Raw genomic sequence first — 17256 nt, 5'->3', positions numbered from 1 at the left:
ATCAGAAAGAAGTATAATGATTTGTCTGTCAGAGTCAGGTCTTTTTTTATTAGGCAAAAAAATAACCCATTTAAAAAAAATGGGTTATTTAAATAATCTATGTGGTTGCGGGGGCAGGATTTGAACCTACGACCTTCGGGTTATGAGCCCGACGAGCTACCAAACTGCTCCACCCCGCGTCACTGAGAGCATGTCTACAGTTGGACCCTTTCATTGTCAACAGCTATTTACAAAATTATTAATTTTTCTTATCTCATCTCTCGATATGACAAAAAACTATGACCTATCCCTCGTAATCCCCGTTTATAACGAACAGGATAACTTACGAAAACTAATGCAGGAAATTGATTCGGCCCTAGAGCCGCTTAATATTCCATATGAAGTTGTGTTTGTGGATGACGGCAGTAAAGACGCAAGTCTCTCTGTTTTGAATGAAATTTCCAAGACCTATCAAGCTGCCAGATATATTTCATTTGAAGAAAACAGAGGGCAGTCAGCTGCATTTTGTGCAGGTTTTGATGAAGCTCTTGCACCGCGCGTCGCCACTATGGACGCTGACCTTCAAAATGATCCCGCAGATCTTCCGGCCATGTTAGCCCTTTATAACGAAGGATATGACATGGTTATCGGTTGGCGCATGAAGCGTAAGGATGTGTGGATTAAAAGAGTCGGCTCTAAAATTGCTAACGCTATAAGAAATAAACTGACCAAGGAATCGGTCAAAGATACCGGATGTTCCTTAAAAATTATGCGTACCGAAATGGTTCGTTCAATTCCCCGTTTTAACGGAATGCACCGTTTTCTGCCTACACTTATGAAGATGCGGGGCGCGAGTGTTTCTGAAATTAAAGTGAATCATCGTCCGCGTCATCAAGGTGAATCCAAGTATGGAACTTTGGATCGTGCCATGGCCGGAGGTTATGATCTTTTAGGTGTGCGTTGGTTGCAAAGCCGCCATTTTTCTTATTCTGTTAAAGAACGCAGCGGCGAAAAAGATAATTTATGACATCTCCTCGAAGTGATTCAAAAGTAAAAGCCAAAGCCCTGATTAAAGGGCTTGCAATGCTCGGTGTGCTTGCTTTAGCTGTTTATTTAGTCAGATATGCAGGGCTTTCTGAAGCGTTGGATACTAAGTGGATAGATGAGCATGTCAGCTCGCGCGGAATGACTGGCGTAATTTTATATGTCGGTATAGCTGCATTCTTTTCTGCTATCGGGTTTCCGCGTCAGTTAATTTGTTTCATGGGTGGATACGCTTACGGATTTGCGTTTGGAGCCTTGCTCGGGACTATCGGAACAGGGCTTGGGTGCGCTTGTGCATTTATTTATGCACGGCTTGTGGCCCGTTCATTTATTCAAAATAAATTTGGAGCCCGCATTCAAAAAGTGGATAATTTCTTAAGTCGCAGTCCGTTTAATATGGCTCTGACAATTCGCTTTTTCCCGTTGGGGAGCAATGTTATTACAAACCTCCTTGCCGGAGTAACCGGGATTCCCGCGATTCCTTTTATTCTCGGTTCCACAATTGGTTATCTGCCGCAGAATATAGTTTTCGCACTTTTTGGTAGCGGAGTGAATGTTTCTTCTACCACTCAAATGGCTATGGCGGTAATTTTGTTTATTGTTTCAACTTTATTAGGTTTTAAACTTTATAAAAAATATCGTAATCAGGCCGAAGCTATGGTTGAATAAAAATAAACCCCGTCGATTTTATCTGACGGGGTTTATTTTTTTATAATTATTTATTTTAATTTTAAATTAGATTCTTAATTTGTCGGGAATTTTATTTTTGATAAAATTACTCCAGATCAGCCAGACTGAAATTGCGACACATATTCCGACAATCCACCCGGCTAACACATCGGTCGGGAAGTGTTTTCCCAGATATAAACGTGAATAGCCCACTGCAAGCGGCAGCAAGATCATCCAAGGTCTCAGCTTACGGAAAAAGAACATACACATCAGCGCAAAGGCCATAGAATTGGCGGCATGTGCTGAAGGGTAGGAGTTGCCTTTTTCTTTGAGCGGTTTAAAATCAAGCGGTCTGCGTTGCCACTGTCCGTCTTCTCTAAAATAAGTGAGAGGGAGTGAATTTACAGGGCGAACTCTGCCGATGGTTTTTTTTATCAGTCCTGTGGAGAAATCGGCGATTCCCATAGAGGCAATGATGACAAGCATTACAATTAGAATTTTCGGCCCTTTTTTATAAATGCCGTATGCTGTAGCAGCGAGAATAATCACCCATAAAAGAGCTGCGGATGAAATCAGCGGCATTATTTGATCCAGCCAGCTTTTTCTGAAAATCTGGTTGGCAAAAATAAATAATTTCATATCTAAAGGCTGTGTTGCGAAAAACACGTATTTCTCCTGATTGACCGTTTATCTTGGCAAATGAGCTGTTTCCGACTAACATCTTCGCGCGGTAGTTTGTACGTATCGCTTCAGTTGGCAGGTATCAATTAAAACGACAGCCCGCAAGGGTACAGTTTTATTGCTGATTGAACATGATATTAACGTTTTTATGTTTACTTGTTATATTCCTTAAGGTTATAGATTAAAAATATGATTAAAATTGCAATAATGCTACCGCGTTTCAGTCGATACGGGGGAGTAGAGCGCTTTGGATATAATCTCAGTAAGGGGTTGGCTGAGCAAGGGTACAGTGTCGATTTTATCTGTTCCCGGGCTGAGGAAAAACCTCCGCAGGATGTAACTGTTATTGGTGTAGGGCGATATGGTTTGTGCCGCGCCGGAAAGTTGTTGTGGTTTATCCTTGCTGCCGAAAAGGTGCGTAAAGATGGAGACTATGATCTTTGTATAAGTCTCGGCAAATCTCTCAATCAGGATATATTGCGCGTTGGTGGCGGTCCTCTTGAATCATTCTGGAAACTTTCACGTCGGGCATGGCCTGCGGGATTCGCTCGTTTATTTAAGATGTTTCGCAGGCGTACCGCACTCGTAAATATACTTATTAAATATATTGAGAAGCGTCAGGTTCGTTCAGGTTGCCGCATGGTCTGTGTTTCACACCGTGTTAAGGAATGGATGATTGAATCGCATCCTGCCATGAGTGAACGCGAAATAGACGTGGTTTACAACAAGCCGGACTTATCTCTTTTCTTTAAACCAACCGAAGATGATAGAATTAAGAGTCGCGCTGAATTTTATTTGACTGATAATGATGTCGTAATATCAACCGCCACTACGAATTTTGCCTTAAAAGGTGTTTCAAGTCTGATTAAGGTCTTGGCAGAATTACCGGATAATTATTATCTGCACGTAGCGGGGGGCCGTAACCCTGCAAAATATCAGGCGCTGGCAGAAAAACTCGGTGTAGCAAAGCGTGTCCGGTTCTTAGGTAAGGTCACAGATATGCCTGATTTTTACGGAAGATCAGATATTTTTGTTCTTCCTTCATACTATGATGCGTGTTCAAATTCAGTGCTTGAAGCTCTGGCTTGCGGCTTACCTGTATTAAGTTCCCGCGATAATGGAAGCAGTTATTTTCTGCCATCCGATAGAGTTTTTGATGATCCGTCAGATTTTATGAAGATTAAAGAGATGATTGTGACGGCATTAGAAGAGCGTGATGAGACTCCATTTGAATGGCCTGAAAAAATTTCATGCGGAATTGAACCATATTTGAAAATGGTAAAGGAAATGGTTTTACAAAAATAAAGAAAGGCCCTCAAAATAAATTTTGAGGGCCTTTCTAATTAACAAATATCAGCTATAAATCTGCTACCAAGTGGAGCGGGTTTTAACCCCTTTTGAAGCCATGTGCTCTTTCAGCTGAGGAATAGTATACTCACCGTAATGAACGATGGAAGCTATAAGAGCTGCGGTTGCGCGGCCTTCAGTAACGGCATCAACCATGTGCTGAGGGTGTCCTGCTCCGCCTGATGCGATGACAGGAACGGTTACGCTTTCAGCTATCAGTTTGGTCAGTTCAAGGTCGTATCCGTCTTTTGTTCCGTCTGCGTCAATTGAGTTGAGGCAGATTTCACCGGCTCCGAGAGCTTCACAGGTTTTGGCCCAGTCGAGAGCATCGATGCCCATGAACTTGCGTCCGCCGTTGATGACTATTTCAAAACCCGAAGGGATTTGTTCAGATTTAGGTACTCTTTTAACGTCCATTCCTAAAACAATGCACTGTGATCCGAAAGCTGCCGCGCCCTGACTGATAATGTCGGGATTTTTAACAGCGCCGGAGTTCACGGATACTTTTTCTGCACCAGCCATAAGTACTGCGCGCATATCTTCGACAGAGTTTATTCCTCCGCCGACAGAGAAGGGAATGAATATTTCAGAAGCAACACGTTCTACAACATCCAGAAAAATTCCGCGTCCTTCAGACGAAGCTGTGATGTCGTAAAATACGATTTCATCAGCACCTTGTTCGTAATACATCTTTGCTGTTGCAACGGGGTCACCGATATCAACGTTGTCTTTAAATTTAACACCCTTAGTAAGGATTCCGTTGCGCACGTCCAGACAGGGTATGACTCGTTTGCTAAGCATCGGAAGCCTCCTTGCAGTATTCGTAGAAATTGGAAAGCATTTTCAGGCCGGGGTTACCGCTTTTTTCCGGATGGAATTGAACGGCCCAGAGTCCTTCGCGTCCGTGAAGGGAGCAGAAAGGGCGGCCATAAATTGTTTCGCCGATAATAAATTTTTCTTCGGGAGCTGGATAATAGCTGTGGACAAAATAAAAGTATGCTTCAGGATCAATATCTTTAAAAAGAATACAGTCCTGTTTCAGCTCAATCTGGTTCCAGCCCATATGAGGCACGCGGATAGGAACTCCTTCATAATCTACCCATGAAGGATTGAAGAGTCTGCATTCTCCGGGGATAACTGAAAGAGCTTTGGTGTCATTTTCTTCGCTGTAGTCCAGTAGAATCTGACAACCTACGCAAATGCCGAGCAGAGGCTTTTTCTGCGAAACTAAGTCTTTTAATAGTGCGTCAAGACCGCCGGCTATAAGCTCGTCCATAGCCTGACCCGCAGCTCCGACGCCTGGAAAAATTATGCCGGTTGCTTTGGATAGCACGTCCGGATCAGATGTGATTACGTTTGGAATGTCTAATTTGTTCAGAGCGCGCTGAACACTGGTTTGATTCCCAGCCTTGTAGTCAAGAATGGCCAGCATGAGTTGAACTCCCTTATTTTTTTATGTATCTTTTGGTCCGCTTGAAAGTCACAGTCAATATATCTGAGCGTGAAAACATCCTAAAAGGGATAAAACGGTTCTTCCTTATCTTAGGGGCTAGTAAAAAAAGCGAAGGAAAACAAGAAAAAAGATGAATAGAATATATATTTTTAAAATTCTATTTAGCAAGAATTCGTAAATAAAGGTCACCTTTCAGCGGGCCGAGTTTTCTGCCTTGGCCTTTAAGACGTATCGGTCTGCCGATGATAAAATCTCGCGGTAGCGTAATATCGAGAATTTTTGAACTTTTTTTGAAACCTTGCTGGATGGTTATGCGAATGTTTCGACCGGGGATAAGTGTTGAAGCAGGAAAGAAGACGGTCTGTTCATCGTCCATCTGTCCGCTCACCCACGACTTAATTCCTCCGAAAATTCCACGCGAAACATCAACTGATACGGATTTATCACCCCAGTTCATGTTTATTTTACGCTCTTTAGCCGAGCCGGAAGTCGTATAAGGTTTATCTTTGCTTATCTGGCGGTAAATATCTTCGAATACCTGTTTTGCAAACGGATCATTAAGAATATCTTTGAGGACATCTTCCTCTTTTTGATAAAAAGATCTGCTTTGCTGGGCAGAAGCTGAACGGTTATTGTTCTGGGCATCCGTTCGTGCGGTTTTTTGTTGTTGCTGGTAAGCTTTTGCACCTTGAGATGCTGTTTTCTGATCGGCTCGAGAAGTGAATGTTGCTTTTCTTTTGGTATACGAGGCTCTTCCGGCTGAGGTCGGTTTTTCAGAATCGTTACGCATTTCGTTTCTAAGAAAAACGTACGCTTCATTCACTTCTCTGAATTTACGGGCAGCATCAGGGCTGGGATTAAGGTCAGGGTGCATGGTAAAGGCCAGTTTACGAAATGCCTTTTTCACATCTGCAATTTTTGCATCTGAATCTATCTTTAATATTCGCCGTGCGTCCTGAAAATTCATATAACTAGTCGTCTTCGGTAATGAGTGCGTTGGGACCCACTTCAGGATCGTGCTGACGCAATCCTTCCGCGCGAATGTATTCTTTGCCTTGAATTACAAATTGTTCATGTCCGGCTTCGTTGTTAATACCCGGACAGTAATCCTGAACCATTTCCCAGCTCAGTTTGTCAACGAGATTTCCTCTGAAAAATGGCCATGCTCTGCAAACGTCAGGTCTGCCGGGGTGAACTCCGCAGCCTTCGTTGAAAAATACGCAGTATCCGTCTTCTCTGCTTTGGAGACGGATTTTACCGTTTACAGTCTCGCTGTATTTTAAAATCATTTCTTCTTCTGGCAAGCCGAGATGTTCAGCCAGTCTTTTTCTATCTTTTTTGGTCATTATGATGCCGCCTTCGCCTTGACAGCAGTGGCCGCATCTTTGACATTCAAAAGCTTTAATCATAATTTTTTGCCTACGAGTCTTTTATGGTCAACCATTATACATCGGTCTTCAATGACAGTAATTTTTTTTACGCTTAGAATTTCCCGGGATTCAGGGCTGTATATGCCTTGCTGCATCCAGAAAACTTTTGGAATTGTATTCAGTTTTAAACATTCTTCAGCATGGTCCGGGCAAAATCCCGGTGCTCTGAAAACATCTACAAGGTCAATATGTTCAGGGATATCAAGAATGGACTTATAGGTTTTCAGTCCCCATACATCCTGTCTTTTAGGATGAACAGGAATAACTTTAAATCCGGCTTCAATCAGATAGCGGCCCACCATATCAACGGGTCTGCCCGGTTTATCGACAGCACCGATTACGGCTATGACCTTGACCTCATTCAGAAGTGCGGCTAACTTTTTTTCATCAAGCAACAACATATTACTTTTCTCCTCGTGGTGCACAAACTCGTGCATGCTACAGTAAAGCACTATGACTTGCAAAGAGCTCTTTTTATGTATTTTGATTAAGATTAATATTTTATTTAAATTACTCATTCAGTTTAAAAAAGTATATATTTTTCAAAGTAATTTGGAATTTAATTAAGAATAGCAAGGAGATTTTAACACATGAGCAACATAGAACAAAATATAGCCGTTCCCAGAGAGGAACTTGAAATGCGCTGGGCTAAGGTAAGAAGATTTTTAGCTGAAACAGCTCCTGAAGCAGGGGGATTGCTGGCTTTTTCAAGATTGCAGGTTTTTTATTTATCAGGAACGTTTGTGAACGGAGCGTTGTGGCTGCCGGTTGAAGGGGAGCCTGTTCTTTTCGTTCGTAAGTCTGTTGAAAGGGCGCGTCTTGAAAGCTCAATAAAAAATATATGTTCATTCAAGTCTTTTAAAGATCTTGCTCCGCTGGCTAAAAATGTATGTCAGCCCTTATCGGCTATTATCGGCGCTGAAACCGCCGGACTTACCTGGCAACTTGGAGAAATGCTTGCTGCCCGTATGCCGGATACTAAATTTGTCCCTTGTGATAAAGCACTGGCTCTTTCCCGTGCAGTGAAGTCGGAATGGGAACTTAAAAGAATGCGCAAGGCCGGAGAACTTCATAACCTCGCGCTTGTTGATATTCTGCCCGAGATATTAATGGCCGGAATGACTGAACGTGAGATTTCGCACTTTATCTGGAATATCTTTTTTGAATTAGGCCATCAAGGAAACATGCGGATGCAGGCATTCGGTGAAGAAATTTTTCTGGGTCATGTCTCTGCCGGTGATTCCGGTATATATCCGAGTTCGTTTAATGGTCCTTTGGGAATGCGCGGTGAGCATCCGGCATCTCCGTTTATGGGTAACGCATGTAAAAAATGGCAGAAAGAAAGCTTGCTTGCTGCGGATGTTGGGTTTGTTCTTGAGGGATATCATACTGATAAAACACAGGTTTACTGGTCTGGTGCAAAAGAATCAGTGCCCTGCAGTATTATGAATGCACAAGCTTTCTGTAAAGATATGCAGGATCTGGCGGCTGATAATTTAAAACCCGGTACACTTCCGAGCGATATCTACGCAATGCTGGTTAACGAAGCTGAAAAGAGTGGATATTCAGAAGGTTTTATGGGGCTTGGTGAAAGCAAAGTTCCGTTTATCGGGCATGGAATCGGCCTGACTGTGGATGGATTTCCGCCTATTGCAAAAGGTTTTAATAATCCAATCGAAGAAGGGATGGTCTTCGCTCTTGAACCCAAAATAGGTATTCCGGGAGTGGGCATGGTCGGCGTGGAAAATACTTTTGAAGTCACAAAAGACGGAGCAAAATCCATCACCGGTGATGTTTTTGATATGATTTATATCGGCTGATTTAAGTTTTTACATCTAAAGAATAATCCCCTGAAACGGACATTCAATGTCCGTTTCAGGGGATTTGTTTTGATTAATATCTATAAAACTTTATTTGCTATTTTACATCAATATTTAGACCCGTGTCAGTCTTCATAATTGTCGGAGCCGGAGTGTCACCTTTGAGGTCCATTACCATGCGTAATTTATTCTCATAAATTCCGATTCTGAATTTGGAAAAAATCGGATTTTCAGGTTTCAAAGTGGTCGGTCCGAAATATTCCCAGCTGCCGTGAATATCGACAACCAGTCTGTCCGGAGTACGCAGGAAAAAGGAAGTGTAGGAGAGCGGAGAACCACCCATATCAAGGTTGATCCGCGTTTTCCCTCCGATATTTTTGAAGTATATCGAATTAAGTCTTCCGCCTTGTAAGGCTGTTTTGGCTGTAATTTTGGGTACAGTCGCATTCTGTTCTGTTGCATTGAAACTTACTTCAGAAGTGTCAACATCTACTTGCATTGTCTCGACAGTGTCGTTTGATGTACCATTATATACATCCAGAACCGTGGCGTTATCTAACTTTTTTGGTTTGTAGGCCAGAGTTGCGTTAAATTTCCCTGTCGCATTTGCCGTAGCTGCAATTCCGTTGTCTGTGAATTGATCTTCGGGCAAAGTTTCAGCGCTTTGTGGTTTCAACTGAATAGGTTTTTCAGGCTGAGTAACTTGTTCCTGCATCAACCAGTTTCCGGGATTAATCAGGCTGGGGCGGGTAAAAGCGACGAGAGCAAGTATTATCAGAATGTGAACAAGAGCCTGTTTGCTGGTAAAGTAGTTGTTGTATTTTCTGAAACTTCGGCTGCACGAACCACAGGTAAATGATTTTACTGGTGTCAGTAGTGAAATGAATGCGTCAGAAACTAATCCGCGTCTGAGATAGAGACGGTTACTGTTGCAAAAAGGGCACTGAATAATTTTTTTATTTTTGACGGGCATACTGCACTATATTTTCGGTTACGTTAAACTGCTCAAAGCCTATGCGAAATAAACACCTTTTGCCAAGGGGATTCGGTTATTTGTTCAGAATCGATTCGACTAGCCTGCAATAGCTTCCGAGACAATACATTCAAGGTCATCCTGATCCATTTCTGTCGGGGTGAATTCGAAAAGTTTGCCCATTGTGGCCATAGCTATTTCTACAAGTTGTGGAACATCTTCTTCTTTTGCACCATAATTTTTCAGTGATTCCTGAGCTAGCCCTGTGCGATCGAGCAGGACACGTAATCCTTCCAGAAAAACTGACGCGCGCTGATTTTCATCAAAGCTTGAAGTGTCGTAGCCCATTGCCATCGCAAGATCTTCAAAACGGTCAGGGCTGCCGGGGATAAGGCGTTTAAAGTATGGAAGTGAAAGTTTAGCAAGTCCCAGACCGTGCGGGAGTTCGGGGTACATTGCGCTTAAGGCATGTTCCAAAGAATGGTGAGATATGCAGCGTGAAAGTGTTTCGCACATTCCGGCTGCTGTGCTGGCCCATGCCATTACAGTGCGGGCTTCAATATTGTCGCCCTGCTCAATCGCCATAGGCAGATAGTTGGTGATGAGATGTACTGATTCAAGTGCCAGCATATCACTCATGGGCTGATGCTCGGTTGAAACAAAAGTTTCAACAGCGTGGAAAAACGCATCAATGCCGGTGTATGCAGTCGTGCGCGGAGGGACGGACAGCATTAACTCGGGGTCAATGATCGACATGTACGGGAATGTTGAATCTGAGCCGAGGCTGATTTTTTCAGTACCGCCGCTTTTGCTGATAACTGCCCACGGGTCAGCTTCTGTGCCTGTTCCTGCTGTGGTCGGGATGGCAATCAGGGGCGCGGAAGGATTTTCAGCAACAATGCCTCCGCCTGAACCGGCCTGAATGAAATCCCAGCATTTACCAACATTTGTGGTCAGCAGGGCAATTGCTTTAGCTGCGTCGATAGTGGAACCTCCACCAAGTGCGACGATAAAATCTATATTTTTTTCACGGGCAAGTTTCGCCGCTTCATCAATTTGATCAGATTTCGGATTGGGAGATATATTATCAAAAACCATCGTGGCAACATTTTGTTTGCCGAGGGCAGCTTGAACTTTATCAAGATAGCCGTTGGTGATCATCGCCCCGGATTCACCTATAATTATAAGGGCTTTATCTCCTTTAGGAAGATTTGGAGTAGTGCCAAGTTCAGCAAGTTTGCCGGGGCCGAAAATGAGTCGTGTCGGGATGAAGAATTGAAAGTTTAGCATGTTGATCCTTAATTATTTATCATTATGAAATAATAAGCGTGTTAGTTCAGCCAAGGTATTTAACTGACACAGACCCTCTCGTAAAGGGGCAGAGTGCAATAATAAAACAGTCCGTGAACCGAGGCCTTATTACTTAGTCGCCGATGAGTGTCCGGCTTAGTGCTTCTTCCAGTTGTCCGGTGGTATAAAGATCACGGATGACTGTTGGCGAAGTGCTGTTGTTCCCTTTTCGGAAAATAGCCGCAAGCGGGATTGATCTGCTGCCCATAGCGCGCAGAAAGTCGTCCGCTGTTTTATCCGGCGCGGTCAGATCGACTTTGATATAACGCAGGTTATATTTTTTCTGCCAGCGATTGAGGTTGCTGGAGGTCAGTACTGTCTGTTCAAGGATTTTGCAGGATGGGCACCAGTCCGCAGTGAACTCAACAAACATGGGTTCTTTTCCGATTCGTGAAGCGAAATCAGCCTGTTTAAAGCTTATCCAGTGAGCAGTCGGCACGGATGGAGTTTCGGCCCAGAATCCGGCGGCAATACATATGGTAAGAGCTGCGGCCCTTAAAGCTATCATACTCGTTTTAGTATCACAGCCGGATGACAGCCCCCACATCCATGCTGCAACTCCTGTGAACCATAAGAAAATCAGCGTCGGTATAAGCATGTCTTCCGGTAGAATGCTTATTAAATAGATGCACGTTGCCGCGAGGAAGAATCCTGCCGCACGCTCTACCCAGACTGTCCATGCTCCCGGTTTCGGGAATTTTTTTACAAGGCCGGGAAATATCGACATTGCAATATATGGAAGGGCCATCCCGGCTCCAACACTCATAAAGACACTGCCGATTACATAATGCGGTTGAATCATGGCCCAGCCGAGAACTCCGCCTAGAAACGGTCCACTGCATGGGGTTGCCAGAAGAGTTGCAAGTATGCCTGTAAATAAAGCCTGCCTGCGTGGTCCTGAATTTTCCGTGTTTATCTTAAGGTCTACGATCGGGAGATTGTACAATCCGAACAGGCTCAAACTGAGGGCGAATACGATTCCGGTCAGTACTATGACAACAGATGGTTTTTGAAAAATCTGTCCCCACGCCAGTCCAGTGAATCCTAAAATACCACTGAGCACACCGAAGTAGAGCATTATCCCGAGAGCAAAATATAGGTTGTGTTCTCTGAAACTTCTTCTGCGTTCTCTTTCCTCGACATGCTGTGAACCGGCCAGCAGAGCTGAAAGTTTCAAGCTGATCACTGGAAGGACGCAAGGCATAAAATTCAGCAGAAATCCGGCAAGAATCCCGAAAAGAATGGCTGTGGTCAGGTCTGCCACTTCGAGGCCGGGTGTAAAAGATTGCGGTTTTAAAGATTCAAACGAAAAAGCTGCCTCTGCATCCTTTTGCACAGGAGCGGATTTCAGTTTCGTAGTTTCTGAAATTTTGTCCGCAACAGGGGCTGGTTTAAGTAGTGTTTCTGGTTCGGCAGATATGTCTTTAAGAGAAATATTACCCTTGTTTGCGGTCTGAGTCGCTTTCAAAAAAAGAGGCCACCATGGTTCTCCGTTGGCAGAAGGAAGCTTTTCTGGAACAACTCCTATGCCGAAGAAATTTAAATCCGTTTTAAATGGCAGGCATGCTGTCTTTGAACACATAAGAAGAGAAAGCCGTGCTTGCAGAGTGAAAGATTTTGACTCTGACGTAACAGGCACAAGTATTGGGGTGGGGGAGGGATAAATTTCTATTTTGCTCCTTTTATTGAAGGGATCGTCTTTAAGTTTACCGGCAAGGTAAATAGGCGAAAGTTCTGCTTTACGCGGAAGAAGTGTCACCTTTAGTTTCGTCGGCTGCCCCATTTTGCCGGGGTTATGCGAATATGTGTACCAGCCGTTCTTGGTTTCAAGAATAAGGGCGGCTAAAATTTTAGTCTGCAGTCCCGTTTTGGCTTGGTCTTCAGTACTCAGTTTGTAGAGTTTCCATTTGGTGCTCAGATTGGGATTTTGATTTTGAGCGCTGTAAGCCTGATTAGGGCAGGTAGCGCCCATCAGAAATAAAATGCTGATAAATATCACGAAATAGGTCTTAAAACTCATTAATTAGCCTTTTTTAGAAAAAAATATAAAAATATTATTGACAACTTGCGCTATCCACTCTAAATCACTTTTCACACGCGGGTCACTAGCTCAATTGGTAGAGCACCGGACTCTTAATCCGTTGGTTGAAGGTTCAAGTCCTTCGTGGCCTACCACGCAAGTTCAGGGGTTTAGACAAATAGTCTAAGCCCCTTTTTCTTTTCAATAAATTCTTCCCCATACTCTTCCCCGTAAAATTACAAAAGTTTGTGTAAGCCCATCTTTTTAACTTTGTTTTATTGTTATGCCCTAATTTTGCTTGATTAAACCCAATTTAACCAAGTTGTAGAATAGGCATGCCTAACTCCAAAAAGTATAAATCCGTAGGGGTTCAAAGTACAGAAGTAAAGCCCGTTAAGAGTGAAATAAATAAAAATGATAAGGATAAAACCAAAGTAGAACGAGAAGTTATTATTCAGTCCTTTTTTTAATAAAAGAGCTTTGAAGATAGGTTGATAGAGGTTCCAGTTTTGTTTTTAAGTATGTTGGTTCCTGTAATACTTGTTAATTGTTTGTCTCGTCGTGTTTGTGATAATTTAATTAAAATAGTATGTTGCAACTTATTTCACTGGGATTCACGTGGAAATGTTTTGACAATTTTCGTTAGTGTAATGCTATATCAAATAGTATTTTATGCTTGAGAGTATGTACTCCAGACTATTCGAATAATTATTCAAATACCTATGATAAGGCAAATTTATGTTCCATCGTTCAGTTATCTCCGCTGTCTTGATAGAGTATTTTTTCTGTAGGCTATTGATTCCGCTTGGTGTGTCGTTTGTGTTTCTTTTTATTTGCCCTCTCTCCAGTGCCGATGCTGCCGATATTTTTGTCACCAATCTGAATGATTCAGGTGCAGGATCTCTTCGGCAGGCCATTCTTGACTCCAGTGACGCGGATAGAATCGTCTTCAATTCTGGAGCTTCCGGCACCATTACTTTGGCGTCCGTCTTGCCTGAGCTTAATTCTATTACATTTGTAAATGCTAAAGGCATTACTCTATCCCATAGTGATGCAGCTCTAGCTACAGCTATACTTAATATTGGTTCCGGGAAAACTATCGGTGGAATACTCCCGGGTGCTTTGCTCGTTGATGGAGTTAATCAACCCATGGGAGTCACGGGGCGAGGCTCCATCACTTTTGATGAAGACTTATCAGGTTCTATTGTTTCCGTTGCTGACAAGGCTGCTTTGGGATTTTTGGTGTCCGGGATTAGACTCAATAAAGGAATATCCGGTTCCATTTCCAGCACAGCAAGCAGCGGCGTAGCTAGCGGGATAATCTCACGGGATATTCTAGAATTAAATGGAGATTTGTCTGGATCAATTGATGTGCGCGGCGCAACCAGTGTTACAGGGCTGGATTGTGAAGAAGACATTAATTTAAATGGAGGCTTGTCTGGCTTGGTTAGTAGCGTCGCTGGTGGGGATAGGGCCTACGGATTGAATAGCGATTGGGGGGAGATCTTTATTAATGGATTGTCCGGTTCTGTTGTCGCAACAGCAGGAGGGAATGATGCCTGGGGGGTGTACACCCGCTCTGGTAGCATGATCCTTAATGGATTGTCCGGTTCTGTTGTTGCAACCGCAGGAGGGGATGATGCTTGGGGGGTGTACTCCAGTTTGCGTGGAATGACCATTGGTGGCTTGTCCGGTTCGGTGAAAGTTAAAGCGGGGGGAGCCAGAGGGGGGGGATTATTCTCAGGTAATGGCATGACTATCAATGGAGATTTGTCTGGCTCAGTCATTGTTACCGCAGGGGGGATTGTGGCTGTGGGACTTTATGCAGGCGATAATTTTGTTCTTAATGGAGATATGTCTGGCTTGATCCAAGTCTCTGGGGGAGGTGGTTTTGTCAAAGGGATAGAGGTCGGAGACACATTGTCGCTCAACGGGAAGCTTTCCGGTTCCGTCACTGCTACTGGAGGAGGGTCGAAGGTGTACGGGTTATTGGCAGGTGATAGCTTAATTGTTCGTGATGACCTGTCCGGCTCGGTTTCCGCCATTGGGGGCGGAGATAAAGTTTATGGATTGATGAGTGAAGAAGATAATATTTCTCTCAATGATGTTTCCGGTAGCATTACCGCCAAAGCCGGTGGGAACACTGCATATGGAATTTATTCTTATAAAAATGGACTCGATATCACTGGCGATTTGTCTGGAACCGTCTCAGCTATTGCAGGTGGTAACACCGCCATGGGGTTGTATTCTCTAGAAGGCGGCATAAGCAATGGGGCGGGAGGGGCTGCAAATATTTCGGGTTCCGTGTTGGCAGAAGCTAATGGTTTGGCTGTGGGGGCGGGCGGCGATGGCGGAATCAATCTCAATGTTACTGGAACACTTCAGGCTGTTGATTCGTCCGGGGACGATGAAGCGTATGCTGTAAGAGCAGGAATGATAGACTGGAGAACCGGTAACTGGATTGACGGCGGAGCTGATGACTCCATTACGCTGGGAAATGGTGCGAGTGTAACCGGACGGATTGAGCTTGGAGGCGGGACCAACCTGTTGACTTTGGATGGGGCAGGAAACTTGAATGGAGCGGTGAACAACATCACCACCATGACTAAGACCGGGGCCGGTGTATGGAATATTTCCGGTGGTATCAATACCAAGGATCTCACGGTTCAGGATGGAACTTTAAATATTCAAATAACGCAATTCTCCACACCTGCCGTAGAGGTTGCCAATACCTTTACTAACAATGGTGAAGTTTCATTCTCAGTGAGTGGACTCATTGCAAGTGGTACGACATTTACAGCCCTGACCAGCAATAATCTAACAGGGACCGGGACATACACATCCAACTCGGCATTGATGGCTGCCAATATAGTTGGTGACAATATTAATCTCACTAAGAAAAGTTATATGGATCTGGTAGATAATAAAAATCCTAATGGTTATGCAACTGCGCTATATTTGGACCCATTCACTGCAACGGCCACTGGAGATTTGGCGGCCGTTCTGGAAAAGCTCGATAGCTCATCTTCAAAGACAGAATTTAACGAATGCCTGAATCAACTTGGTGGATCGGGGCTTATGGGAATAACGGCCATGAGTGTGGATACTTCTCACATTGTGTCCCATGCTACCCAGACCCGCATGGCAGAAATGCGTGACTATCAGATCTTGATGGCTAAAAAAGATAAGACTCCCACTCCTGATGACCCTGCATCCTGGCCTATGGTGGCTTCCAATGGTGATTTGGCTGGAATTATGGGGCGTAAGCCTGATGTTAAGTCAAACGGCATGCATCTTCGGGTGCTGGGCCGCACAGGCAGTATGGACACTCATGGCGGATATGACGGTTATGATTACGATAGTATCATTATGTCAGGCGGATATGACAAGGTTATCAACGATGGTTTTTTGATCGGGATTAGTGGCGGTTATGCAAAGACCGACGCGGATTACAAGGACACAGGTAGCAGTAGCTCCGATATGAAAAGCTATACTATGGGGCTGTATGGAACCTTGTTCACAGACGCTTGGTATGTAGATACAACTATTGCCGGGGCATACAACAAGTATGAGCTGAACAGGCGTATCTCGTTTCTGGGGCGAACAGCCACAGCTGACCCGAACGGGTATACTATGACTGCCAAGAGTTCTGGCGGCTATAAATATGAGCTCGATGGATATGGCATAACTCCCATGGTTTCCATGGAATATACTCGGTTTCATCAGGATGGATACACTGAGTCCGGAGCCGGATCAGCTAATCTTGTCATGGAAAATATTGACAGTAATTTTCTAGAGAGCGGGCTAGGAGTCAAATTCGATCGCGCATGGGACACCGATTTTGGTCAGATTATCCCCGAAATTTCGGCTATGTGGATTCACGAATGGCTCAGTCAGGACCGGAATATTACAACGTCAATGACTGGAATGCCGGGGACAGGTTTTTCTCAACTCACAGCTGAAACAGCAAAGGATTCCTGTCGGTTCGGGGTTGGTGTTCGAGCTGTTCATGAAAAGGGCATGAGTCTCACCTTGCGTTATCAAGGTGATGTTGAGGAACATGCTGTCAGTCAGAGTTTGATGTGTGAAGCACAGTTGGCCTTTTGATTCAGGTAGGCGCGTTGACTTCTCTATTACAAGCTTAGTGAATCCTTACAAGGTTTTTTTACCAATCCCTCCTCTTATGGCTTTTATTGCTGTGAGAGGGTTTTTGTTTTTCAAGCTTGGAATCTTTTTTGAGTTGCGGGGAATTCCTAATTATAGCTGACGAATAGGCATGTCTTACGGCTAAAATTATAAATGCTTATGACATTAAAGCTTCATAAATAAGGGCACTTAAGAACAATGTGATTAATTATTTTTTTTATCACATTTTTTTAATTTATAGCTAAACACAGACAAAAATGTGTGTTATGGAAAGGTAAGATCCTCTTCGGTATGTGATTGTCGAGTGGCCGGTCAATACATGCAAGCGCATTGTTTTTCCTATT

Annotated in this window: 14 protein-coding genes and 2 tRNA genes; 6 read left to right on the top strand and 10 right to left on the bottom strand. The window is 43.8% G+C overall.

The features are described from left to right. Positions 1-102: 102 nt before the first annotated feature. A tRNA-Met gene (locus JEY82_RS05210) sits at positions 103-179 on the bottom strand. 86 nt (positions 180-265) lie between these two features. Here JEY82_RS05210 and JEY82_RS05205 point away from each other — a divergent pair. Both JEY82_RS05205 and JEY82_RS05200 read left to right on the top strand, forming a co-directional pair. After that, on the top strand, positions 266-1006 hold the full coding sequence (locus JEY82_RS05205; RefSeq protein ID WP_304083359.1) for a glycosyltransferase family 2 protein: 741 nt from the start codon (positions 266-268) through the stop codon (positions 1004-1006). Beyond that, the gene (locus tag JEY82_RS05200; RefSeq protein WP_304083357.1) at positions 1003-1692 is read left to right on the top strand and encodes a TVP38/TMEM64 family protein; all 690 of its coding nucleotides are present in this window, start codon (positions 1003-1005) and stop codon (positions 1690-1692) included. Before JEY82_RS05205 ends, JEY82_RS05200 begins: the two co-directional genes overlap by 4 nt. Positions 1693-1758: 66 nt before the next feature. Here JEY82_RS05200 and JEY82_RS05195 read toward each other — a convergent pair whose 3' ends face one another. Next, positions 1759-2358 (bottom strand): phosphatase PAP2 family protein, encoded by a 600-nt coding sequence (locus tag JEY82_RS05195; protein ID WP_304083354.1) that lies wholly within the window; start codon positions 2356-2358, stop codon positions 1759-1761. A 204-nt stretch (positions 2359-2562) separates the two neighbouring features. On the opposite strand from JEY82_RS05195, the gene JEY82_RS05190 reads away from it, so the two are divergent. Then, complete coding sequence (locus tag JEY82_RS05190) at positions 2563-3678, top strand: glycosyltransferase family 4 protein (RefSeq protein ID WP_304083351.1); 1116 nt, start codon at positions 2563-2565, stop codon at positions 3676-3678. A gap of 63 nt (positions 3679-3741) precedes the next feature. Here the strand turns inward: JEY82_RS05190 and hisF are convergent, their stop codons facing one another. The 5 genes from hisF to JEY82_RS05165 form a co-directional block, all read right to left on the bottom strand. Next, on the bottom strand, positions 3742-4521 hold the full coding sequence (gene hisF / locus JEY82_RS05185) for an imidazole glycerol phosphate synthase subunit HisF (protein ID WP_304083348.1): 780 nt from the start codon (positions 4519-4521) through the stop codon (positions 3742-3744). Continuing rightward, positions 4514-5152, bottom strand: coding sequence for an imidazole glycerol phosphate synthase subunit HisH (gene hisH / locus JEY82_RS05180; RefSeq protein ID WP_304083347.1), 639 nt, complete (start codon positions 5150-5152; stop codon positions 4514-4516). Before hisH ends, hisF begins: the two co-directional genes overlap by 8 nt. A gap of 178 nt (positions 5153-5330) precedes the next feature. Then, the gene (locus JEY82_RS05175; protein ID WP_304083344.1) at positions 5331-6140 is read right to left on the bottom strand and encodes a J domain-containing protein; all 810 of its coding nucleotides are present in this window, start codon (positions 6138-6140) and stop codon (positions 5331-5333) included. 4 nt (positions 6141-6144) lie between these two features. Then, positions 6145-6582 carry a YkgJ family cysteine cluster protein gene (locus JEY82_RS05170; RefSeq protein ID WP_304083340.1) on the bottom strand — a complete coding sequence of 146 codons (438 nt, stop codon included), beginning with the start codon at positions 6580-6582 and terminating at the stop codon, positions 6145-6147. Continuing rightward, positions 6579-7004, bottom strand: coding sequence for a CoA-binding protein (locus tag JEY82_RS05165; RefSeq protein ID WP_304083338.1), 426 nt, complete (start codon positions 7002-7004; stop codon positions 6579-6581). Before JEY82_RS05165 ends, JEY82_RS05170 begins: the two co-directional genes overlap by 4 nt. A 189-nt stretch (positions 7005-7193) precedes the next feature. Between JEY82_RS05165 and JEY82_RS05160 the strand changes: the two genes are divergently transcribed. Further along, a complete protein-coding gene (locus tag JEY82_RS05160) occupies positions 7194-8423 on the top strand; it encodes a Xaa-Pro peptidase family protein (RefSeq protein ID WP_304083336.1) in 1230 nt (409 codons plus the stop codon). 97 nt (positions 8424-8520) lie between these two features. Here JEY82_RS05160 and JEY82_RS05155 read toward each other — a convergent pair whose 3' ends face one another. The 3 genes from JEY82_RS05155 to JEY82_RS05145 form a co-directional block, all read right to left on the bottom strand. After that, positions 8521-9396 (bottom strand): AMIN domain-containing protein, encoded by an 876-nt coding sequence (locus tag JEY82_RS05155; protein ID WP_304083333.1) that lies wholly within the window; start codon positions 9394-9396, stop codon positions 8521-8523. A 99-nt stretch (positions 9397-9495) separates the two neighbouring features. Then, the gene (locus JEY82_RS05150; RefSeq protein ID WP_304083330.1) at positions 9496-10686 is read right to left on the bottom strand and encodes an iron-containing alcohol dehydrogenase; all 1191 of its coding nucleotides are present in this window, start codon (positions 10684-10686) and stop codon (positions 9496-9498) included. A gap of 133 nt (positions 10687-10819) precedes the next feature. Then, positions 10820-12766 (bottom strand): cytochrome c biogenesis protein CcdA, encoded by a 1947-nt coding sequence (locus tag JEY82_RS05145; RefSeq protein ID WP_304083326.1) that lies wholly within the window; start codon positions 12764-12766, stop codon positions 10820-10822. A gap of 79 nt (positions 12767-12845) precedes the next feature. Between JEY82_RS05145 and JEY82_RS05140 the strand changes: the two genes are divergently transcribed. Then, positions 12846-12921 (top strand) — tRNA-Lys (locus JEY82_RS05140). Positions 12922-13585: 664 nt separating this feature from the next. Beyond that, positions 13586-16873 carry an autotransporter outer membrane beta-barrel domain-containing protein gene (locus JEY82_RS05135; protein WP_304083323.1) on the top strand — a complete coding sequence of 1096 codons (3288 nt, stop codon included), beginning with the start codon at positions 13586-13588 and terminating at the stop codon, positions 16871-16873. Positions 16874-17256 lie beyond the last annotated feature (383 nt).

The sequence above is a fragment of the Maridesulfovibrio ferrireducens genome (genome assembly GCF_016342405.1).
Classification (GTDB): domain Bacteria; phylum Desulfobacterota; class Desulfovibrionia; order Desulfovibrionales; family Desulfovibrionaceae; genus Maridesulfovibrio; species Maridesulfovibrio ferrireducens_A.
Note: the sequence above shows the minus strand (reverse complement) of the source record. Positions and strands in the feature narration are given on the sequence as shown.